This is a genomic window from Pseudoalteromonas peptidolytica (assembly GCF_012641745.1).
Classification (GTDB): Bacteria; Pseudomonadota; Gammaproteobacteria; order Enterobacterales; family Alteromonadaceae; genus Pseudoalteromonas; species Pseudoalteromonas peptidolytica.
Genome location: NZ_WEHZ01000051.1, coordinates 1 through 22847, shown reverse-complemented (window position 1 = coordinate 22847; position 22847 = coordinate 1). Strand labels below are relative to the sequence as shown.

Here is a 22847-nt window from a genome sequence, read left to right as displayed (position 1 = left end):
GGCATTAAATGCCAGACCGAGAAAGTGTTTAGGGTATAAACAGCCTGCTGTTGTATTCAATAAATTACGCAAAGTACGTAAAGCAGCTTAATTTAGCGAGTGGTGCACTTCGGAGTTGAATTCGCGTCTCCATGGATGTTGGTACTTCGAAGGTAGCAGGACTAGGTAGCAGTGCTATCGATAAGATTTTCTGGCCTAAAAATAGATTGATTAATTAACGTACTTGGTATTAATTCACTGATATTCACCTCTTAAATTACTGAGCTTTAGAGTAATAGCCTAATTAAAAAACGTAAATAAAAACCCCAGTTACAATGACTGTAAGTGGGGTTTATGAACGACAAAAGTTATTTCGTCAGCTATATCTATTTACTGAATTAAGTGTTCTATTTTAGGGTGAGAGCGCTTGGAACTAACTGGGTAAGAATTATACTGCTTAGTTTTTCTAAGAGAGCTTTGAACCGAGTTAGCCGCCAATTTACGCCTTCAGGTTGAGGCAGCGCCAAGACAAAATAGGTCTTATACTTCCAAGTAATCCAAAATACCTTCAGCGGCGTTTCTACCTTCAAAAATAGCAGTAACTACTAAATCAGAACCTCGAACAGCATCACCACCAGCAAAAACCTTTGGGTTACTTGTTTGATGAGTAAATGCACCTTTTTCTGGTGCCACAATACCACCCCAGTGATTTATTGCCACATCATATTGCGCTAACCAATCAAGGTCATGAGGTTTAAAACCAAATGCCACGATCACGGCATCAGCTTCCAGTATGTGCTCTGAACCCGCTACAATTTCGGCACGTCGTCGGCCATTGGCATCGGGTTCACCCAGCTGCGTATTGACCATTTTTACACCACTTACTTTACCAGTATCGTCAACTTCAATACCCACAGGTTGCAGGTTAAATTTAAACTCCACCCCTTCTTCTTTGGCGTTTTTCACCTCACGTACAGACCCTGGCATATTCTCTTCATCACGGCGGTATGCGCAAATGACAGATTGTGCGTTTTGCCTAACTGAAGTTCTCACACAGTCCATTGCCGTGTCACCGCCACCTAACACAACAACACGTTTACCAGCCATATTTACATAGCTATGCTGTGTTTCGTCATAGCCCATGACGCGATTGGTATTGCCAATCAAAAAAGGAAGCGCTTCATAAACACCATCGGCATCTTCATTTTCCAGATTGCCCTTCATGCTTTGGTATGTCCCGACTCCTAAAAATACGGCATCGTACTGTGACAATAGCTCGTCCATTGAGATATCTCGACCAACTTCAGTGTTGAGTTTAAACTCTACGCCCATTTCAGTGAAAATCTCACGGCGGTTTTCCATAACCGACTTTTCTAATTTAAATGACGGGATCCCAAAGGTTAATAACCCCCCAATTTCAGGGTTACGGTCATAAACTACGGCTTTGACACCATTGCGAACCAAAATATCAGCACAACCGAGCCCAGCTGGCCCTGCCCCAATAATAGCTACTTTTTTGTCTGTCCAAGTGACGTAGGATAAGTCTGGTTTCCAGCCTTGTGCAAACGCTGTATCAGTAATGTACTTTTCAATATTACCGATAGTGACAGCCCCAAACTCTTCATTAAGTGTACATGACCCTTCACAAAGTCTATCTTGTGGACAAACTCGACCACATACCTCGGGCAAACTGTTGGTGCGATGAGATAACTCTGCAGCTTCAATAATCCGGCCTGTACGGATTAGTTTAAGCCATTGTGGAATGTAATTATGTACCGGACATTTCCACTCGCAGTAAGGGTTTCCGCAATCTAAACAACGGTCTGATTGTGAATGTACTTGTTGCTCTGAAAACGGCTCATAGATCTCAACAAAAGATTGCTTACGTGTAGAAATAGGCTTTTTTCGCGGATCTACACGTTGTACATCGATAAATTGGTAAACGTTCTCGCTCATTGCTCTCTCCTACTGCGCCTGAATTCGTAGCTCAGCGCTACTACGCGCTCGGTGGCCAAGTAAACTATTTAGATCGCTCGACTTTGGCTTTACCAGTTTAAACATTGGTAAATACAACTCAAAATTAGCTAAGATCTGCTCAGCTCGGGTTGAACTGGTTAAATCTAAATGCTCTGCAATTAAACCGCGTAGATGCTCTTGGTGCGATGCCAGCGCTTTGAGGTCGACCAACTCGACCAACTCAGGGTTGATGCGCTTATCAAAATCACTCTCTTCGTCAAGTACGTAGGCAAAACCACCGGTCATACCTGCCCCAAAGTTAACGCCAACTTGACCAAGCACACACACCACGCCTCCCGTCATGTATTCACAACCATTATCACCAAGGCCTTCGACGACGGCTTGTACACCTGAATTCCTCACCGCAAAGCGCTCTCCAGCGCGACCTGCTGCAAATAACTTACCGCCTGTTGCACCATACAAACAGGTATTACCGATAATTGCGGCTTGATGTGATGCAAAACTAGAGCCAACCGGCGGGCGAATAACCAACTTACCACCAGCCATACCTTTGCCTACGTAGTCATTTGCATCTCCCACCAGCGTCATTTCAAGACCACCCGCATTCCAAACTCCAAAAGATTGTCCCGCAGTACCATGTAGCTCAATAGCTACCGGATCAGCGGCCATACCTTGATTACCATGTTTACTGGCTATATAGCCTGATAGCATCGCACCAATTGCTCTATCTGTATTGGAGATCCGACTAACCAACGAGGTACCTGTCATATCATCTATTGCTGATTTCGCCTTCTCAAGCAAGCTTTCGTTTAATGCACCACTATAGTGTGACGGGTTAGTATGCGTGCAATATAAAGCTTCATTTGATGGATTATTTGGCTTCGCTAATAACGGAGTTAAATCTAACTTTTTCTGCTTCGCTGTATTTCCTTCAATCACATCAAGTAAATCTGTCCTTCCTATTAAGTCTGTTAATTTAGTAACACCAAGCGATGCCATAATTTCGCGCGCTTCTTGTGCAATAAACTTAAAGTAGTTCATCGCCATTTCAGGCAGGCCGTGATAATGTTTTTGACGCAACGTATCATCCTGTGTTGCAACACCCGTTGCACAATTATTGAGATGACAGATCCTGAGATATTTACAGCCGAGTGCAACCATAGGACCTGTACCAAAACCAAAGCTTTCTGCACCAAGAATAGCGGCCTTGATAATATCTAACCCTGTTTTTAGACCACCGTCGGTTTGCAGCCTGATCCGGTGACGTAAACCATTTTCAACCAATGCTTGTTGAGTCTCTGCAAGTCCCAGTTCCCAAGGACTACCTGCATACTTCACTGATGTCAGTGGACTTGCCCCTGTGCCGCCATCATAGCCCGCTATGGTAATAAGGTCGGCATATGCCTTGGCAACACCTGTCGCTATGGTGCCGACACCTGGTTCTGAAACCAGCTTGACCGAGATCATCGCCTCTGGATTTACCTGTTTTAGGTCAAAAATCAGTTGTGCTAAGTCTTCAATAGAGTAAATATCGTGATGTGGTGGCGGCGAAATCAAAGTAACACCTGGAACTGAATAGCGAAGTTTCGCGATGTAAGGCGTCACCTTTTCACCTGGTAGCTGACCTCCCTCCCCCGGTTTTGCGCCTTGAGCCACTTTAATTTGAATAACATCAGCAGAGCGCAAATAATGCGGCGTCACGCCAAACCGCCCAGACGCAACTTGCTTGATGCGGGAATTCTTTTCAGTGCCAAAACGGAGCTTGTCTTCGCCCCCCTCACCAGAATTTGAACAGCCCCCAAGACGATTCATAGCAATAGCCAGCGCTTCGTGCGCTTCAGGAGATAATGCACCGATACTCATTGCTGCGGAGTCAAAACGCTTATAAAGCTCTGTTGCTGGTTCCACTTCCTCAAGATCAATTGAGTTCTGTTCCGTTTTGAGCTTTAACATATCTCGTAAATTGGTGACGGGACGATTATTTACAAGCTCTGCATATTTTATATAGTCCTGATAATTCCCCGAACGCACCGCTGTTTGTAACGTTTGTACAACATCTGGATTGTAGGCATGGTACTCACCACCATGTACGTACTTTAATAGACCACCATGTGATAATAACTTGCGTCTACTAAACGCGAGTTTGTTTAGCTGTTGTTGTTCTAATGCAAAATCATCAAAACATGCACCTTTAATACGGTTTGCAACGCCGTTGAAGCACAACTCTACCACTTCATCAGACAAACCTACGGCTTCAAATAACATCGAGCAACGGTAGGATGCAATTGTACTGATCCCCATTTTCGACATGATTTTGTATAAACCTTTATTTATAGCGCCACGATATGACAGTGTAACTTCCCGATATGATTTTTGAATGACCTTCTTGTCACACATATCAACCAGTGTTTCATATGCTAAATAGGGATAAATTGCGGTGGCACCAAAGCCCAGTAATACCGCAAATTGGTGGGGATCTCGAACACTGCCGGTTTCAACAATGATATTTGCATCACAACGTAGGTTTTCATTCACCAAACGTTGTTGTATTGCCCCCACAGCCATAGCAGCTGGTATAATGTGTTTTCCAGCTGCTATGTCTCGGTCGGTTAAGATCAACATAACGCAACCACTACGTGCTTTTTCTGTTGCTTCCTTACAAACTCGTTCAATAGCTGCGCGCAAGGACTCCTCTGCATTATATATTAATGAAATTTTGCAAGCGCAATAATGGTCATCATCTGCATGCAGCAATTGCTGCATGTCAGAATACGTTAACACTGGAGAAGCAAATTGTAAGCGTTTAGCGTGACCTGTAGTCTCGTTAAAAACGTTTTGCTCTCGGCCAATACAGGTAGCCAAAGACATAACATGATTTTCACGCAGCGGATCTATGGGCGGGTTTGTAACTTGCGCAAATTTTTGTCTAAAGTAATCGAAGATTGAGCGGTGCCCCTCAGACAAAACAGCAAAAGGTGTATCATCTCCCATTGAGCCTGTTGCTTCTTGGCCATTTTCACCCATCACACGAATAACTTGATCTAGCTCTTCATTTGTGTAACCGAACTGCTTTTGGTACGTTACCAAGGTCTCATCATCTAGATCGCGTTTACCTGATGCTTGCTCATCTAACGCTTCAAATGGCGTTAACCGTTTTACATTTTGCTCAAGCCAAGTCTTATAGGGGTGTCTGGATTTCAGATCTTGATCGATTTCATCGGACTGCCAAATCTTGCCATGTAAAGTATCGACCACCAATAACTCACCTGGTCCTACACGGCCTTTTTCAATGACTTCGTCAGGTGCATAATCCCAAATGCCCACTTCAGATGCGAGGGTAATAAACCCATCTTGAGTGATCACATAGCGCGCGGGCCTTAGGCCATTACGGTCGAGGTTGCAAGCAGCAAAACGACCATCTGACATCACTATCCCAGCGGGGCCATCCCATGGCTCCATGTGCATAGAATTAAAATCATAGAATGCGCGAAGATCTTCATCCATAGCGCGGTTTTTCTGCCATGCGGGAGGCACAAGCATACGCATTGCTCGAAACAGATCCATCCCACCCGCTAAAAACAGCTCTAACATGTTGTCTAAGCTAGAAGAATCAGATCCAGTCTCATTGACAAACGGCGCTGCCGTTTGTAAATCAGGTAATAGCGGTGAAGCAAACTTGTAGGCCCGAGCACGCGCCCACTGACGATTGCCTTGAATTGTATTAATCTCACCATTGTGTGCTAAATAGCGAAATGGTTGGGCCAAAGGCCATCGAGGCTGAGTATTGGTTGAGAAGCGTTGGTGAAATACGCAAATAGCACTCGTCATACGGATGTCAGCAAGATCAGAATAGAAGTTAGGTAAATCCACTGGCATCATCAAGCCTTTATAGATAGTCACCAAACCAGACAAACTGCAAATATAAAATTGCTCGTCCTGCTCCAACCTTTTTTCAATCCGACGCCTCGCAATATAAAGGCGTCGTTCTAAATCTTTAGGACGCCAACCTTCTGGCGCACCGATAAAAACTTGCTTAAACTCAGGTAATTGTGCTTTGGCAATAGGGCCAAGCATGGATGGATCAGTTGGTACTTCACGCCAACCAATCACCGTCAGTGTTTCTTTTTCTAATTCTTCACAAATGACTTTTTCTGCCGCTGCTGCTAGCGATTCATCTTGATTTAAAAATATCATGCCAACCGCATAGTTTTTACCTATGTGCCACTCATTTTCGGCAGCAATAGCTCGAAAGAAGCTATCTGGTTTTTGCAACAATAATCCACACCCATCACCTGTTTTGCCATCGGCAGAAATACCACCACGGTGCTGCATACGGTCTAAACCAGTTATGGCTGTTCGGATCAGTTTATGGCTCGGCTGTCCGCTCACATGCGCAATCAAACCAAACCCACAGTTATCTTTTTCTAATTTTGAGTCATATAGCATAGACTCCTCCCCTTGCTACAACGGCCAGCCCATGACGGTACGACGAAATGCTGGCAGATACTCAAAATTAGCCTTGATTGAAAGTAGAGTCAACACAAAAATGAATACATATTCATTAAGTTGAATATTTCTCATTGGTAATACAAGTTACCCAAATCAATCAAAATTTATCATTTTGAAAATATTGAATATAAATTTGCAAAATGACACCGGTATCAACAAGTGTGTAATGGCCACAAGATCCACACAAGTAAACGTTTACGTAAACGTAATCAAAATTAAAACATGAATAAATATTCACACAATTACTATAAACCAAAGACTGGCTAACAAGCACTACATGAGAATGGCTATATAAATATGCAGCGGCAAACCTGTTTTAGTTGACGTACACGTCAACTAAATAAACAAAAGTTGGATCCAAATTGAAACGAGTAATTGTCTAGTGAAGGGATCAGGCGATTAATAAACGAGTAAAAGTATAAAAAGGGAGGAAGTTAACCAGAAAAGTTAGGGCGGCAGAGCCTATGCTCTGCCAGGTATGACATTATTCAGCCGCTGCATCATCTTTTTTATACTTAGCAGCTGTTTCTGAGATTAGTGGTTGAAGCTCACCTTTTTGGAACATCTCAATAATGATGTCACAACCACCAATCAGCTCACCTTCAACCCAAAGTTGTGGAAAGGTAGGCCAGTTTGCATAATGCGGTAGCTCTGCACGAATATCAGGGTTTAGTAGTATATCTACATACGCAAACTGCTCACCGCACGCCATCAAAGCCTGAGATGCTTGCGAAGAAAAACCACAGTTAGGGAGTTTAGGAGACCCTTTCATATAAAGAATAATTGGGTTTTCTTCGATCTGTTGTTTAATCTTATCAATAGTTTCCATTAGTTACCTCAAAATGACGTTTTTCCGATATTTATGTACAGCACGCTAATATCGGCACTTTAGCTTGCTACTCACTATTACAACACACATTAGTAAACCACTACGCCAGCCGCACGATAGGTTAGAAGCAACGGTATAGCGCCTAAACTGAGCTCATTTATTGCCCATGTGAAGGCTGCTATTTGGCATCGGTTCACAAAGAATATGTATTATAAGTCATTAAGTCACTGGCACGCATTGCTGTTTGCCAAAACTTGAGTAAAATAGTCAGGAATTATAGTATCACTATAAAAGCCAATGGTATAGAAAAGTGGGCTAATGTTAGCTTGCTTTCGTATGAGTTGTTGGCAAATCAACCAAAAAAATGGAGATTAATATGGCATTTGAACTACCGTCACTACCTTATGCACTAAACGCACTTGAGCCGCACATCTCTCAAGAGACGTTAGAATTCCACCACGGCAAACACCACAACACTTATGTTGTAAAGCTAAATGGTTTAATTGAAGGTACTGACTTCGAAGGTAAATCACTAGAAGAGATCGTTTGTAGCTCTGAAGGTGGTGTTTTCAACAATGCTGCTCAAATCTGGAACCATACGTTCTACTGGCACAGCTTAGCACCAAATGCAGGTGGCGAACCAACAGGTAAAGTTGCGGAGCTAATCAACGCGAAATGGGGCTCATTTGCTGCGTTCCAAGAAGCTTTTAATGACAAAGCGGTAAATAACTTTGGCTCAAGTTGGACTTGGTTAGTTCAACTTGCTGACGGCTCTTTAGATATCGTAAATACTTCAAACGCAGCTACGCCGCTGACTGAAGAAGGTGTTACACCAATTATCACAGTTGATCTTTGGGAACACGCTTACTATATCGACTACCGTAACGTCCGTCCTGAATACCTAAAGGGTTTCTGGGCACTTGTTAACTGGGACTTTGCAAACAGCAACCTAGCTTAACATCAACTATCATCATTGATGCAATAATGAGGGTGCTTAGGCACCTTTTTTTGCGCCTGTAATTCAACATTAATACATAAAAAATCTAGTTTTTTTTGGGTATTATTCATATCACGACTAAGCTTTAAGTAACCTTTCCTAATCTATGATCCGCAATCCATACAAGGTAGCTTACTGGAGGTCGTTATGACAATCTTTGAACATTATCAGGCCAGATATGAAGCCGCGCAAGAAGAAGAGTACACTATCGCGGAATTTCTTGAAATTTGTAAAAATGATAAATCAGCCTATGCCAGCGCCCCAGAGCGACTATTAATGGCGATTGGCGAACCGGAGATGATTGACACATCTAAAGATGCGAGGCTAAGTAGACTGTTTTCCAATAGAGTAATAGCAAGATACCCTGCATTTAACGAGTTTTATGGCATGGAAGACGCTATTGAACAGATAGTCTCTTATCTCAAACACGCAGCCCAAGGGCTTGAAGAGTGTAAGCAGGTGCTCTATTTACTCGGTCCTGTTGGTGGGGGTAAGTCTTCTATCGCCGAGAAATTAAAATATTTAATGCAAAAAGTACCGGTGTATTCGCTAAAAGGCTCACCAGTTAACGACCACCCACTTTGCCTGTTCAGTCCTCAAGAAGACGCTGACTTGTTAGAAAAAGAGTACGGAATCCCTACCCGCTATATTAAAACTATAATGTCGCCATGGGCTACCAAACGCTTACATGAGTACAACGGTGATATTACTAAATTCACTGTTGTAAAGCGGTATCCATCTATACTTGACCAAATAGCCATCGCTAAAACAGAGCCTGGCGATGAAAACAACCAAGACATCTCAGCGCTAGTGGGTAAAGTAGACATTCGTAAGCTTGAACACTTTGCTCAAAATGATCCTGATGCCTACGCATATTCAGGTGCACTTTGCCTTGCAAACCAGGGGTTAATGGAGTTTGTTGAGATGTTTAAAGCCCCCATCAAAGTGCTACACCCGTTATTAACTGCAACTCAGGAAGGAAACTATAACGGCACGGAGGGTATTTCTGCACTTCCCTTTAGTGGGCTGATCCTTGCGCACTCTAACGAATCTGAATGGCAAACCTTCAAAAACAACAAAAATAACGAAGCGTTTTTAGACCGCGTTTATATCGTTAAAGTGCCTTATTGCCTACGCGTATCAGAAGAAGTAAAAATCTACGAGAAGCTCATAGAAAATAGCGAATTGCGGCAAGCTCCATGTGCCCCTGGCACGCTAGAAACTTTAGCTAAATTTTCGGCACTGTCGCGGATTAAAGAGCCTGAAAACTCAAGTATTTATTCCAAAATGCGAGTGTATGATGGAGAGAGTTTAAAAGATACAGATCCCAAAGCTAAGTCTTATCAAGAGTATCGTGACTATGCGGGAGTAGATGAGGGGATGAACGGTCTCTCCACTCGATTTGCGTTTAAAATACTTTCACGCGTCTTCAACTTTGACCACAGTGAAGTTGCAGCAAATCCAGTTCATTTGTTTTATGTATTAGAGCAACAAATAGAGCGAGAGCAATTTAACGCAGAAGTTCAGGAGCGTTACTTGAGCCACTTGAAAGGCTATCTTATTCCTCAATATGTTGAGTTTATTGGTAAGGAATTACAAACAGCATACCTAGAATCGTACTCTGAGTATGGACAAAATATATTTGACCGTTATGTAACCTATGCAGACTTTTGGATCCAAGATCAGGAGTACCGAGATCCAGACACTGGTCAGTTGTTTGACCGCGCAGCATTAAATGCAGAACTTGAGAAGATCGAAAAACCCGCGGGTATTTCAAATCCAAAAGATTTTCGAAATGAAATCGTCAATTTTGTCTTGAGAGCCAGAGCCCACCATAACGGTGATAATCCGGTATGGACTAGCTATGAAAAGCTAAGAACCGTTATTGAGAAAAAGATGTTTTCTAATACAGAGGACTTACTTCCTGTTATTTCATTTAATGCAAAAACCTCGGCTGAAGACCAGAAGAAGCATGAGGATTTCGTCAATCGCATGGTTGACAAAGGCTATACCCAAAAACAAGTTCGCTTACTCTCTGAATGGTATTTAAGAGTAAGAAAGTCACAGTAACTTGTAAGCATTCAAGAGGGTGTTATATGGCGCATTTTATTGATCGCCGTCTTAACGGCAAAAATAAGAGCACTCTGAACCGCCAGCGTTTTATCCGCCGCTACAAAAAGCAGATAAAAAAGGCGGTATCAGAGGCGATTAACAAACGAAGTGTGACTGATGTCTCAAGTGGCGAAAGCATTTCTATTCCACAAAGAGACATTAGCGAACCTACTTTCCATCAAGGTAAGGGGGGAGATAGAGAGCTTATTCACCCTGGTAATGATCAATTTTCTACAGGTGACAAAATTCAGCGCCCACCTTCCGGTCAGGGAGGAGGTGGTGGTGAGGGCGAGGCAAGTGACCAAGGGGAAGGCCAAGACGATTTTGTTTTCTCTATTTCTAAAGATGAATATTTAGATTTATTGTTTGAAGATTTAGAGCTGCCTAACCTGCAACAAAGTCAGTTGGATAAACTGATGCAAATGAAAACACATCGGGCGGGCTTTTGTAACGATGGTATGCCAAGCAACTTAGACATTGTACGAAGTCTAAAAGGCTCTATGGCACGACGCATAGCCATGACATCAAGCAAAAGGCGCGAATTAAAAGAGTTAGAAGAGGAATTAGCCAATTTGTTAGCTGAGCCGGTGCCTCCGCAACAAAAAATAATTGATATCGAGCAACGTATTGAAATATTGAAAGCACAAATTGCTGCGGTGCCTTTCATCGACAATTACGATCTGCGTTTTCGTAATTACGAGCGACGCCCCCACCCCACCAGCAAAGCGGTTATGTTTTGCTTGATGGACGTATCTGGTTCTATGGATCAAGCGACCAAAGATATGGCAAAGCGTTTTTATATTTTGCTATATCAGTTTTTAACCCGAACATATAAAGATATAGAGGTGGTATATATCCGCCACCATACTCAAGCCAAAGAGGTGGACGAGCAAGAGTTTTTCTATTCGCAAGAAACGGGGGGCACTATCGTCTCAAGCGCGCTGAAGCTAATGGATGAGATTATTCAAGAACGCTACGCGCAGGGCGACTGGAATATATACGCAGCACAAGCTTCAGATGGCGACAATTGGGCAGACGATTCACCGCAATGTACTCAAATACTTTCAAGTAAACTGCTCAAAACTGTACGGTATTATGCTTACATTGAAATAACAACCCGGGCGCATCAAAGCCTATGGCGAGAGTATCAAGGAGTAGCTAATGCCTTTGATAATTTTGCTATGCAACACATTCGAAGCGTAGAGGATATTTACCCTATCTTCAGAGAGCTGTTCAAAAAGAACAAAGATAAGCAAAGCGCTGCATAATTTTGGGAGGTTGTGCGATGACCTATAAGCCAATAGACGATGGTCCTGATTGGACTTTTGATTTACTTGATACTTATCATCAAGAAATTGCTCGTGTAGCAGAGCATTACAGACTAGATACCTACCCTAATCAAATTGAGGTGATCACGGCCGAACAAATGATGGATGCGTACTCCAGTGTCGGTATGCCTATTGGTTATGCGCATTGGTCCTATGGCAAAAAATTTATTCAAACAGAACAAACTTACAAACGCGGTCAAATGGGACTGGCGTATGAAATTGTGATCAATTCAGATCCCTGTATCGCTTACCTTATGGAAGAAAATACTTTGCCGATGCAGGCGCTGGTTATGGCACACGCTTGTTATGGGCATAACTCATTCTTCAAAGGTAATTATTTATTCAAGACATGGACGGACGCGTCGTCTATCATTGACTATTTAGTATTCGCAAAAAACTATGTCGCTAAATGCGAAGAAAAGTACGGCATAGACGAAGTAGAAAACCTGATTGACTCTTGCCATGCGCTGATGAACTACGGCGTTGATCGTTATAAGCGTCCACAACGTATATCTATGTTTGAGGAGCAGAAGCGCCAACAAGAACGTGAAGACTATTTACAGTCTCAGGTTAATGAACTTTGGCGCACAATACCAAAAGGCGAAGATCAAGAAACACACGACCGTCCACGCTTCCCAACGGAGCCTCAAGAGAATATCTTATACTTTATTGAGAAAAATGCCCCACTACTTGAGTCATGGCAACGTGAAATAATACGTATTGTTCGTAAAGTATCACAGTATTTTTATCCTCAAAGACAAACCCAAGTTATGAACGAAGGCTGGGCAACATTTTGGCATTACACCATATTGAACCACCTATATGATGAGGGAAAATTAAGTGATTCCTTTATGTTGGAGTTCTTACAGAGCCATACCAATGTAGTTTACCAGCCCCCTTACAACAGTAAATTTTACTCTGGTATTAATCCGTACGCATTGGGCTTTAATATGATGGTAGATATTCGTCGTATTTGTGAAAACCCGACTCAGGAAGATAAACAATGGTTCCCTGAGTTTGCAGGAAGCAATTGGCTGGATACTCTGCACTTTGCGATGCAAAACTTTAAAGATGAGAGCTTTATTAGTCAATTTTTATCACCAAAGCTGATGCGTGACTTTAAACTTTTTACTATTGTTGACAAGCAAAAATCACCGCATCTAGAAGTTGGTGCTATCCATGATGAAATGGGCTATCAGCAGCTTCGCAGCGCACTTTCTGCACAGTATAATTTGAGTAATCATGAACCAAATATTCAAGTCTACGATGTTGATATCAGAGGTGATAGATCGCTAACTCTTAGATACATCCCACAGGGTGGGATCCCACTTGCAGGGTCGAAGCAAGAGGTGATAAAGCACCTTTATCGCTTATGGGGGTTTAAAGTTCGCCTTGAGCAAGTTGATGAAACGGGTAAAGTAGAGCAAATCGCACAATGTCCAGAAACCGAAGGTGAATGATACTTGGCTTATCGATTTGTTCAATTAAGTGGTGTGTTTAAGGCGATAACACCACTTAATTTCACCTCCATAAAGAGAGCACTAGGTTTTATTAAAGACAAAGGTAAATAGGTAAGCAGCTGGCTTTATACTCCAAAGCCTGAGCATGTTGTGAACTTACTTGTTTTTTTAAAGTTCGCCTTAAGCCTTAATCTTGCTCTAGCCTAAGGGTGTTAACTGCCCTTTCCTTTTCACCTCACGACTCGATGCCAATAGCGAAGAAGGCGCCATAGTCTTGGTTTTTATGGCAGCATCTCAGGTTAGGACTCGTCTTAGGACTCGCCGTCCATTTCCTCTGAATAAACGGTTACCTTATTCCTTCCACCTTCTTTTGAAACGTACAGTGCGCTGTCAGCAGCTTCAATCCACTGCTCATGCTTTTCAAAAGTTTCTTTAAAAGCTGCAACGCCTAGACTCACGGTAATTTTTATCTGTTGCTCATCGTAGTAAATAGACGAATTCTCTATTAGCGAACGTAGTCTTTCCGCAAATGTGACCGCACCTTTGACGTCAGTATCGAGTAAAGTAACCGCAAATTCCTCACCGCCATAACGCCCTGCTGTGTCTGTTTCCCTGAGGGTCTTTCGCAGCAGATCGGAAATATGGCGAATAGCCTCATCTCCTCCGCTATGCCCGTATTCATCATTGATGCGTTTAAAGTGGTCAATATCGAACATTAGCAATGCACTTTGACCTTGACTGCGCTTCAGTCTTTTGAACTCCTGCTTGAGACTTTCTTCCCAAAACCCACGGTTATGTAACTGAGTTAGACTGTCTGTGCGGCTGATCTTTTCTAACTGTTTATTTAATGACTCTAGCTCTAGTTTATTGATTGCTTCGTCAGTTACGTCGTAAATGATCACACAGATATGACCGACATCACCAGTGACAGTTGTCAGGGGAATAAAGGTTGCATTTTGATACATATAATCCGCTTTACCTGTAATCGGCCTATAGTTTTTAAAACGAAATATGTAAGGTTGCTGCTCCCAAATGGTGAAAGAACGGTTTTTCAACACAAAAACAGGCTCTGCTTTTGAACGAAACCATTGCTCATCAATACTTGGAAACAAGTCGAATATATCTTTGTCTTTTACAGCGCTTGGTAATAATCCTGAATGATTCTCCATAAAACCATTCCAGATACATACCTTGTAGTCACGGTCGAGCACTACGAGGCCAACATCTACGGTGTTAAACATATCCATTAACCAATGGATTTCATTCATGTCAAAATCGGCTGCTGGCATAGTTAATCATCCAATAAATAGGCTACTTTATATTTTAAGGTTTTCAGCGAGTCTTCCGTGAATAATAGCATCAAATCGCAATTTATATTATGGTTTTCAATACCATAACTTATCTCTATTGCTAACGTTCGTTGCCACCTTGCTTTGTTAGCCTTTACCAACTCAGCAACATCACAATGCTGCCCGAGCACCACGGGGTGCCCTTGACTAAATGGCATATCAAGCTGCTTTGATAAACCAGTAAGAATGGCACCGATCAAAATATTACTAATATCCATTAACAGCTCTAGCTCTATTTTTGTGTTCAGCTCCCCGTGGTAATTCATCAAAGAAGCGATTTCCTTAAAGCTAGAGTCATTTAGCAACAGCAACGCCTCACCGGAAACACCGCCGCCAATAAAGCCTTGGCAAACTCCAGATGTCGTTGCGCTAGCATCTATGGCTTGTAAGGCCATGTGAAGCTCGTTAACTTCTAACACGTTGACATTCGGAATAGGTAATTCAACAAAGACGTTGAGTAATCGCGCTAGCAAATCACCGGCTTGACCCATGGCAACATTCGTTAATTCTTGATAGATATCACGAATTTCAGGGTCTATCTGCTCGCCAAGCTTATGAACCAAACTTTCTCTGATTGCTTTGTCTTTTATACCATGGTGCTCAATGATTTCAGCAAGTTTGGCGGCATCACAGGGCTTGCGGATAAAATCTATCGCCCCCAGCTCAATCACACGCTGATGCGCATTAGGCTGAATATCACCAGACACCACGACGGTAAGCACGGAGAGATCTTGTTCACTGATCGCTTGCAGCACTTCATAGCCATCCATTTGCGGCATGTTTAAATCTAAGAAGAGTATCTCCGGAGAAAGCGCTTTAATTTGTTTGATACAGTCAAGTCCGTTCTCCGCAAATTCCACTTTAATATCCCAGTCATCTGGCAGCGAACGCGCCAACTGCCGACGGGCAAGTTTTGAATCGTCACAAATTAGGACTAATGTAGACATACAAGCTCTCTTTCTGTTTCCCATTGCATATCGGCAATGTGCAGGGAAGGTTTAATTATATTTATGAGATAAAAGCTTAAAATTGCGACACATGTTAATAAAACAACGTCATTTTTACAATCTAAATGTCACTTAAGCTTGGTTCCTTACTGTCAGTATAATACACTCAAATCAATTAAGTTAACTTCAAAAGGAATACTTTATGCTCAAAGCGTTAGTTTTGGCGAGTAGCCTGTTTAGTGTGGCATCTTTTGCCTATGATTTACCTGAAAATACTGTCGATATGGGCAAAGTAAAAGCGCAAGGTAAAGCCGTTGTTTTACTTGGTCGTGGGGTTGAAACCGGTCAAGCTGCACCTGATTTTAAAGTCGCTGATGCTGACTTTACTCCGGTCACATTGGCTGACTTTAGCAATCGTGCGGTATTAATTAGCGTCGTACCAAGTCTAGATACAGGTACATGCAGTTTACAAACTAAACATTTCAATGAAAAAGTAGCGAGTCAATTCCCTGATGTCGCCATGTTGACTATCAGCACTGACCTCCCTTTTGCACAAAAGCGCTTTTGTAAAGCTGAAAATATCGACAAAGTAAAAACATTATCTGATGCTGTATGGCATTCATTTGGTGAGAATTATGGCTTGCTCATCAAAGATATGGGGTTACTTAGCCGTGCTATCTTTGTACTCGATAAAGAGCATAAGGTGGTTTACAAGCAATTAGTTGAGAATTTGGCGAAAGAGCCAAACTATGATGATGCGGTATCTGCGTTGCAAGCCCTTTAGCCTGCTACTTTATAATTACTGAGTTATTGACATAAAAAAGGCCGGACACTGTATCAAGATGTCCGGCCTTTTTCCTCATCAAGCTGAGATGTTAGCATTCAGCTTAATTAAGTGGTCTATTTTTGTAGATCTAACATGAGTTTGTTCAAACGGCTAACGAAGCCTGCCGGATCTTTCAAGCTGCCACGTTCAGCTAACATAGCTTGGTCTAGCAGTACTTCAGCCCACTGACCAAACTTGTCTTCGTCTTGCTCATTATTTAAGTGCTTAACTAATTGGTGTTCTGGGTTAAGCTCAAATACAGGCTTAGACTCAGGAACAGCTTGGCCCACTTGCTCCATTAGCTTTTGCATTTGCGAGCTCATGTCGTTGTCATCAGCTACCACACAAGCTGGAGAGTCTGTTAGACGATGCGTGAAGCGAACTTCTTTTACCTTATCACCAAGTACGGTTTTCACACGTTCAACTAGACCTTCAACTTCTTTTTCACTTTCCTCATGTGCTTTCTTAGTTTCTTCGTCATCCATATCACCAAGGTCTAAGTCACCACGAGTAATTGATTGAAGTTGCTTCTCGTCAAACTCAGTCAAGTGGCTCATCATCCACTCATCAACACGGTCGCTCAATAGCAACACTTCAATCCCTTTCTTACGGAAGATTTCAAGGTGAGGAGAGCTTTTCGCTGCTTCAAAGCTGTCAGCCACAACATAGTAGATCTTGTCCTGACCTTCTTTCATGCGCTCAATATACTGTTCAAGCGACACATTTTGCGTCTTTTCGTCTGTATGTGTAGAGCTAAAACGCAGTAATTTTGCAATGGCTTCTTTGTTTGCAAAATCTTCTGCAGGGCCTTCTTTAATTACATTACCAAACTCATTCCAGAATGTTTGATAGTCTTCTGGTTTGTTTTTGCCCATACGCTCAAGCATTTTGAGCACGCGAGACGTACAGCCCTTACGAATAGCTTGCGTGATCTTGTTATCTTGTAGGATTTCACGAGATACGTTAAGTGGCAAATCGTTAGAATCTAATAAACCTTTAACGAAACGTAAGTAGCTTGGCATAAACTGTTCAGCGTCATCCATGATAAATACACGCTGTACATACAGTTTAAGACCGGCCTGACGTTCACGGTTGTATAAATCGAATGGCGCTTTTTTAGGAATATAAAGTAAGCTAGTGTACTCGGTTTTACCTTCTACTTTATTGTGAGCCCATGAAAGCGGTTCTTCCCAGTCATGACCAACGTGCTTGTAGAATTCTTTATACTCTTCTTCACTGATCTCAGATTTGTCACGAGTCCAAAGTGCTGTCGCTCTGTTAATCGCTTCCCACTCACCTGGCTGCGCTTCGATTTTTTCACCGTCAGGCCCTTCTGACTCAGGAACCGGATCTTTGTAAAGTTCTACCGGAATAGAAATGTGGTCTGAGTATTTAGTCACGATTCCACGTAGACGATACGTTTCTAGGAACTCACTTTCTTCTTCACGTAGGTGTAGTGTGATTTCTGTACCACGTTCTGCTTTTTCAACTTCAGCAATAGTAAAGTCACCTTCACCTTGTGACTCCCACTCAACCGCTTGAGACTCGCCAGCTTTACGAGTACGTACAGTCACCTTATCAGCGACAATAAATGCTGAGTAAAAACCAACACCAAACTGGCCAATCAATTGTGAATCTTTTGCTTGATCGCCCGTTAGGTTTTTAAAGAAATCGGCTGTGCCTGATTTTGCAATAGTACCTAATGAACTGATCACTTCATCACGCGTCATACCAATCCCATTGTCTGAAATGGTGATGGTTTTAGCATCTTTATCAGCGCTAAGGCGAACACGTAGCTCTGCATCGCCTTCGTAAAGGTCGCCATTTTGCAATGCAAGGTAACGTAGTTTGTCAGCCGCATCTGAAGCGTTAGATACTAATTCGCGTAAAAAGATCTCTTTATTTGAGTATAAAGAGTGGATCATTAGGTTTAGTAATTGTTTGACTTCTGTTTGAAAGCCTAATGTTTCTTTTTGAGCTGCGGACATTGTTCTCTCCAATATAAGCAATTAGTGCAGTGTTCTAAATCATTATGCTAGCTATATGGGGGGGGAGAACAAACTTTCAAGAGACTAAATTAAATTTTTAACATGCAGCCCTGCTTTTTTGTGAGTTTGCTTAAAAACAGGACAATAAAAATAGTTTATAGCTTTTTACGACCGCTAAACGCGTGCATTAATGTCATCCCATCAACTAAATCAAGCTCACCACCAACCGGCATGCCATGAGCTATACGTGACGCATCAACACCATATTTGTGGCAAAGTTCTGAGATGTAATGTGCCGTTGCTTCGCCTTCAACCGTTGGATTGGTCGCTAAAATAACTTCGTTAATGTTGCCGTCATTCAGTTTGCGCTCTAGCACATCTAAACCAATTTCATTTGGGCCAATACCATCAAGCGGTGATAAGTGACCCATTAATACGAAATATAAACCACTATATTGTCCTGTTTGCTCGATTGCTAGTACATCTGTTGGCGACTCAACGACACAAAGTAGACCTGTATCTTGGCGCTTTATACTCAGGCATATATCGCAAATATCAACCTCACTAAAGGTACGGCAGCTGTTACAGTGGCCAATAGCCTGCATCGCATGACTCAAACACTGTCCTAATTGCGAGCCACCTTCTCTATCTCGCTCCAATAAATGAAAAGCAATACGTTGAGCAGATTTAGGTCCAATGCCAGGTAAACAACGTAGCGCTTCGATAAGCGCGGTCAGACTAGGTGATAATTGCATAAATGAGCTTCTCGTAGCTTGTTCGGTGCACATGCACCTTTAATAATGCCGAGATGATAAGGGATATTCATACTGATTTAAAGCGCGGCACGAAAAGCAACAACAGCAAAACCTCAATCCCAAGCAATTTTTGCTTTAATAAAATCATTCGCCTTGAATTAACCACCAATTCAGCTCAAATGCTTGCAGCTGAGACATAATCACCGGACAATGGTAGCATTCCCAAAAGTAGTAACATTTAGCTGCAAAAAGGGCTGACTTCTCGACATAATCATAGAGAGCTAATAATGAAAAAAACAATTATCGCAAGCACCATAGCTGCCATTATGCTAACAGCATGCTCGGAGCAAAAGGTATCAACAAGTCAATCAAATACACCAGCCGAAGCAACAATCACAACTGAAAAAGCAGAATTAGGCACGTTTGGCGTAGACTTAACAGCCCGTGATGAAAGCGTAAAGCCTGGCGATGACTTTTTTATGTACGCCAGTGGTACATGGTACAATAACTATGAAATGCCAGCAGATAAGACACGCTACGGTGCCTTTACCGCGCTTGCTGAACGCAGTGAAAAGCAAGTCAATGCTATCATTGAAGATATTGTTTCTCGAGAAAACCTGAATGCTCAAGAGCAACTCATTGCCGACTTCTACAACGCATTTATGGATGTTGAAACGCTTAATAAGCTTGGAATCACGCCAATTCAAGGTTTATTAGATGAGATTAAATCAATTGACAACACTGATAGCTTAACAAAAGCCTTTGGTCAAGCTTGGTTAACTGGTGCCAATTCACCAATTGGTGGTGGTATGTGGTTCAACCGCCTAGACCCTAACAAATATGAAATGTCGATGGGAGCTGGGGGTTTAGGTTTACCTGATCGCTCATATTATTTAGAGGATGCCCAGCGCTTTGTTAATACTCGTGCAGAGTACATTAACCACATTGCCACTATGCTTAAGTTTGCAGGTCTAGACAATACCACAGAGCGAGCACAAGCAATACTTGCTCTTGAAACTAAAATGGCAGAAGGCCACTGGCCACGTGAAAAGCGTCGTAACCGCGACCTCACCCTTAACCAAATTAAGCGTGAAGACTTAGCAAAAGAATATCCTGGGTTTAACTGGGATCTATACTTTGAGCAAACTGGTTACCAAGTACCACAACTCAACATGTCTCAGCCTGATCCGATCAAAGCAATGATTGATCTTGTCAACAAAGAAGATTTAGCGGTATGGAAAGACTACCTGACTTTTCACACCATCAGTGGAAATGCAGGATTGCTATCTGAAGAAATTTTTAATACCAATTTTGAGTTTTTCGGTAAACATTTAAGCGGCCAACAAGAGCCTCGCCCTCGTTGGAAGCGTGCAGTAAGCCAAATGTCAGGCACACAGTCATTAGGCTTTGCAATTGGTAAAGTGTACGTAGATAAACACTTCCCTGAGTCATCAAAAGAGCAGATGTCTGAGCTAGTTGAAAACCTGCGTAAAGCACTAGGTGAGCGCATTGAAAATCTTGACTGGATGAGCGCAGAAACAAAAGTTAATGCACAAGCAAAACTCGCAGCATTCGTGCCTAAAATTGGTTACCCTGATGTATGGCAGTCATTTGAAGGGCTAACACTTAAGAACAATGATTTAGTTGGCAATGTTCAAAATCTACGTCAATTCTTCAGAAACGACAGTGTGGCGAAAGAGCTTGAAAAAACAGATCGCAACCGCTGGGGTATGACACCGCAACGCGTTAACGCCTATTACAATAGCTCATTCAATGAAATTGTTTTCCCTGCGGCAATCTTACAACCACCATTTTTCGACCCGAACGCCGATCCGGCAGTAAACTACGGCGGTATCGGTGCAGTGATCGGTCATGAAATGGGACATGGTTTTGACGACCAAGGTTCTAAGTCTGATGCAAAAGGTATTCAACGTAACTGGTGGACTGATGCTGACCGCGCTGCATTCGAAGCAAAAGCTGACAAGCTCGCTGCGCAATACAGCAAGTACGAACCTATCGAAGGCAACTTTGTAAATGGTCGTAACAGCCTTGGTGAAAACATCGGCGATGTTGGTGGCCTAGCCATGGCTTACCATGCGTACAAGCTTAGCCTCAATGGTAAAGAAGCGCCTATCATCGATGGCTTAACTGGTGATCAGCGCTTCTTCCTTGCTTGGGCACAAGTATGGAAAGAAAAGCGTACTGAGCAAAGCATGTTAAACCAGCTGCGCGCAGGCACTCACGCTCCTGGCCGCTTCAGAGCGTTAGCACCTCGTAACCATGATGCTTGGTACAAAGCATTCGATGTGAAACCGGGTGATAAACTATATCTAGCACCAGAAGAGCGCGTCCGTATCTGGTAATTGGCCAAACTGAAACTTAATAACCTGCCGTCACAGGCAGGTTATATTAGACACGCTTGGGCTTGGTGATATAAGCCGCGAGGAGCCCACTTAAAAAACCAAAAATATGGCTAGAACTACTCGTTTGAGCAGAGAAGTCAAACAAGGTCGCTAAAAAACTTATATTGGCATAGTAAGTCAGCACCAACAGCGCTACAAAGCTCACGATCCCAAGAGTGTCTCGATTAAACAGTGCAGCCCCTAGCAATAAGCCAAAGTAACCCATTACGATGCCTGATGCGCCAATGTGATTGGCATTTCCAGCAAACAGCCACACCAGCAGCCCTGTCGCAACCACAATAAAAAATGTTAAACGCTTGAACTTAGGTAATCTCGCAGCCAAATAACCACTGATACTTAACCCCAGTAAATTACTCATCAAATGCCCCCAGCTACCGTGTACAAAAGGTGCGGTAAAGACACTACTTAAATGGTGAATATCATGAGGCACAATCCCAAATCGATAGACGGGGAAGCCAAAAAGACCACCTAACACCTGTACAACACACATCACCGCCATAGCGTACAAAACTAGCTTAAAATTGGGCGGAAAAATCAAGGCGTATTTACTCATCTTACTTCCGTAACAGACAAAAATAGCGCCCTATTAGGCGCTATTTCTGATTAATTTGCAAACTTAACCAATTGCGTTTACAGCCTTATACTCATCAAACGGCCGACTTATTATAAATTAAGACAAAGCCAATGGGGGAAACGAAATAATATATTAACTTTTATAAATTCGGGAATCTCCATAGGAGCACTCATGAGCTACTTCATCCTACCCGTGGCAATTATCTAGACCCCTATCTTGGTATAGTAGATTGAGACTTTTATCTTACTTGTCGTAACGTTACTAAGCTCATCTTTTTGTACATGCACTGACACATAAGCGCACATCAATCCTTTTCCCTAGCTCCAGTAGACTACCCTTTTAGACCATTCAACATATCAAACACTACTCGTGCAAACTGAGCCGCTTTCGATGGGTCAGACAACAACTGCATCATCTGTTCTTGATGGGCTGCACTGCTATCTAAGATGAACAATAATAAACCAGGCAATAAACCAAGGTAAACCAAAGGTAAACCAAAGACACCCACCACTAATTTGAGGTAAACCAAAGACACCCACCACTAATTTGTGCCTTTTTTAAAAGTCGGCTACGCTTTAACTCTGCACTCAAGGATTGAGAGAAACAAGCGATGGCGACTGCCCGTAAAAACCAAATCAGCTTAACAGATACCAAATACTATCATTGCATCTCCCGCTGCGTTAGACGTGCGTATTTATGCGGTGAAGATAAACTAACTGGAAAATCCTATACACATCGCCGTGATTGGGTTGAAGAAAAGCTCCTGATGTTAGCTACCGTCTTTTGTATCGACG

The 22847-nt window shown here is 42.5% G+C and carries 15 protein-coding genes and 1 pseudogene; 7 read left to right on the top strand and 9 right to left on the bottom strand.

The genetic code is table 11. The features are described from left to right. Positions 1–519: 519 nt before the first annotated feature. The 3 genes from F9Y84_RS20900 to F9Y84_RS20890 all read right to left on the bottom strand — a co-directional run bounded on the left by F9Y84_RS20900 (position 520) and on the right by F9Y84_RS20890 (position 7294). Positions 520–1935, bottom strand: coding sequence for an FAD-dependent oxidoreductase (locus F9Y84_RS20900; RefSeq protein WP_147390510.1), 1416 nt, complete (start codon positions 1933–1935; stop codon positions 520–522). Between the two features lie 9 nt (positions 1936–1944). After that, complete coding sequence (gene gltB / locus F9Y84_RS20895; protein ID WP_147390509.1) at positions 1945–6402, bottom strand: glutamate synthase large subunit; 4458 nt, start codon at positions 6400–6402, stop codon at positions 1945–1947. A gap of 547 nt (positions 6403–6949) precedes the next feature. Then, positions 6950–7294: a Grx4 family monothiol glutaredoxin gene (locus tag F9Y84_RS20890; protein WP_125252464.1), complete on the bottom strand. Its 345-nt coding sequence runs from the start codon at positions 7292–7294 to the stop codon at positions 6950–6952. A gap of 376 nt (positions 7295–7670) precedes the next feature. Between F9Y84_RS20890 and F9Y84_RS20885 the strand changes: the two genes are divergently transcribed. The 4 genes from F9Y84_RS20885 (at position 7671) to F9Y84_RS20870 (ending at position 13191) form a co-directional block, all read left to right on the top strand. Beyond that, entirely contained in the window at positions 7671–8252 is a 582-nt protein-coding gene (locus tag F9Y84_RS20885) for a Fe-Mn family superoxide dismutase (RefSeq protein ID WP_125252463.1), read from the top strand. 186 nt (positions 8253–8438) lie between these two features. Then, on the top strand, positions 8439–10361 hold the full coding sequence (locus tag F9Y84_RS20880) for a PrkA family serine protein kinase (protein WP_125252462.1): 1923 nt from the start codon (positions 8439–8441) through the stop codon (positions 10359–10361). 26 nt (positions 10362–10387) lie between these two features. Continuing rightward, positions 10388–11671: a YeaH/YhbH family protein gene (locus F9Y84_RS20875; protein WP_125252461.1), complete on the top strand. Its 1284-nt coding sequence runs from the start codon at positions 10388–10390 to the stop codon at positions 11669–11671. 17 nt (positions 11672–11688) lie between these two features. After that, positions 11689–13191: a SpoVR family protein gene (locus F9Y84_RS20870; RefSeq protein WP_125252460.1), complete on the top strand. Its 1503-nt coding sequence runs from the start codon at positions 11689–11691 to the stop codon at positions 13189–13191. Between the two features lie 311 nt (positions 13192–13502). Here F9Y84_RS20870 and F9Y84_RS20865 read toward each other — a convergent pair whose 3' ends face one another. Then, positions 13503–14480: a sensor domain-containing diguanylate cyclase gene (locus F9Y84_RS20865; RefSeq protein WP_147390508.1), complete on the bottom strand. Its 978-nt coding sequence runs from the start codon at positions 14478–14480 to the stop codon at positions 13503–13505. A gap of 2 nt (positions 14481–14482) precedes the next feature. Next, positions 14483–15487: a response regulator gene (locus tag F9Y84_RS20860; RefSeq protein ID WP_147390507.1), complete on the bottom strand. Its 1005-nt coding sequence runs from the start codon at positions 15485–15487 to the stop codon at positions 14483–14485. Positions 15488–15689: 202 nt separating this feature from the next. On the opposite strand from F9Y84_RS20860, the gene tpx reads away from it, so the two are divergent. Beyond that, complete coding sequence (gene tpx, locus F9Y84_RS20855; RefSeq protein WP_147390506.1) at positions 15690–16271, top strand: thiol peroxidase; 582 nt, start codon at positions 15690–15692, stop codon at positions 16269–16271. 116 nt (positions 16272–16387) lie between these two features. Here the strand turns inward: tpx and htpG are convergent, their stop codons facing one another. Beyond that, complete coding sequence (gene htpG, locus F9Y84_RS20850) at positions 16388–18301, bottom strand: molecular chaperone HtpG (protein ID WP_147390505.1); 1914 nt, start codon at positions 18299–18301, stop codon at positions 16388–16390. A 155-nt stretch (positions 18302–18456) separates the two neighbouring features. After that, the gene (recR, locus tag F9Y84_RS20845; protein ID WP_125252455.1) at positions 18457–19056 is read right to left on the bottom strand and encodes a recombination mediator RecR; all 600 of its coding nucleotides are present in this window, start codon (positions 19054–19056) and stop codon (positions 18457–18459) included. Positions 19057–19343: 287 nt separating this feature from the next. Between recR and F9Y84_RS20840 the strand changes: the two genes are divergently transcribed. Further along, positions 19344–21419, top strand: a complete 2076-nt coding sequence (locus F9Y84_RS20840) for a M13 family metallopeptidase (protein ID WP_147390504.1) — start codon at positions 19344–19346, stop codon at positions 21417–21419. Positions 21420–21465: 46 nt separating this feature from the next. Here the strand turns inward: F9Y84_RS20840 and F9Y84_RS20835 are convergent, their stop codons facing one another. Both F9Y84_RS20835 and F9Y84_RS20830 read right to left on the bottom strand, forming a co-directional pair. Beyond that, a complete protein-coding gene (locus F9Y84_RS20835; protein WP_147390503.1) occupies positions 21466–22032 on the bottom strand; it encodes a rhomboid family intramembrane serine protease in 567 nt (188 codons plus the stop codon). A 352-nt stretch (positions 22033–22384) separates the two neighbouring features. Then, positions 22385–22582 carry a hypothetical protein gene (locus tag F9Y84_RS20830; RefSeq protein ID WP_147390502.1) on the bottom strand — a complete coding sequence of 66 codons (198 nt, stop codon included), beginning with the start codon at positions 22580–22582 and terminating at the stop codon, positions 22385–22387. An 81-nt stretch (positions 22583–22663) separates the two neighbouring features. On the opposite strand from F9Y84_RS20830, the pseudogene F9Y84_RS20825 reads away from it, so the two are divergent. Further along, positions 22664–22847: pseudogene (locus F9Y84_RS20825) on the top strand (transposase); the annotation flags it as partial.

What these genes read in the sequence shown, in the direction of transcription:
- F9Y84_RS20865 (WP_147390508.1), bottom strand. Translation starts at nt 14,480, where the DNA reads ATGCCAGCAGCCGATTTTGACATGAATGAAATCCATTGGTTAATGGAT.
- F9Y84_RS20860 (WP_147390507.1), bottom strand. Translation starts at nt 15,487, where the DNA reads ATGTCTACATTAGTCCTAATTTGTGACGATTCAAAACTTGCCCGTCGG.
- F9Y84_RS20875 (WP_125252461.1), top strand. Translation starts at nt 10,388, where the DNA reads ATGGCGCATTTTATTGATCGCCGTCTTAACGGCAAAAATAAGAGCACT.
- F9Y84_RS20885 (WP_125252463.1), top strand. Translation starts at nt 7,671, where the DNA reads ATGGCATTTGAACTACCGTCACTACCTTATGCACTAAACGCACTTGAG.
- F9Y84_RS20880 (WP_125252462.1), top strand. Translation starts at nt 8,439, where the DNA reads ATGACAATCTTTGAACATTATCAGGCCAGATATGAAGCCGCGCAAGAA.
- htpG (WP_147390505.1), bottom strand. Translation starts at nt 18,301, where the DNA reads ATGTCCGCAGCTCAAAAAGAAACATTAGGCTTTCAAACAGAAGTCAAA.
- F9Y84_RS20840 (WP_147390504.1), top strand. Translation starts at nt 19,344, where the DNA reads ATGAAAAAAACAATTATCGCAAGCACCATAGCTGCCATTATGCTAACA.
- F9Y84_RS20870 (WP_125252460.1), top strand. Translation starts at nt 11,689, where the DNA reads ATGACCTATAAGCCAATAGACGATGGTCCTGATTGGACTTTTGATTTA.
- F9Y84_RS20900 (WP_147390510.1), bottom strand. Translation starts at nt 1,935, where the DNA reads ATGAGCGAGAACGTTTACCAATTTATCGATGTACAACGTGTAGATCCG.
- recR (WP_125252455.1), bottom strand. Translation starts at nt 19,056, where the DNA reads ATGCAATTATCACCTAGTCTGACCGCGCTTATCGAAGCGCTACGTTGT.
- F9Y84_RS20890 (WP_125252464.1), bottom strand. Translation starts at nt 7,294, where the DNA reads ATGGAAACTATTGATAAGATTAAACAACAGATCGAAGAAAACCCAATT.
- tpx (WP_147390506.1), top strand. Translation starts at nt 15,690, where the DNA reads ATGCTCAAAGCGTTAGTTTTGGCGAGTAGCCTGTTTAGTGTGGCATCT.
- F9Y84_RS20835 (WP_147390503.1), bottom strand. Translation starts at nt 22,032, where the DNA reads ATGAGTAAATACGCCTTGATTTTTCCGCCCAATTTTAAGCTAGTTTTG.
- gltB (WP_147390509.1), bottom strand. Translation starts at nt 6,402, where the DNA reads ATGCTATATGACTCAAAATTAGAAAAAGATAACTGTGGGTTTGGTTTG.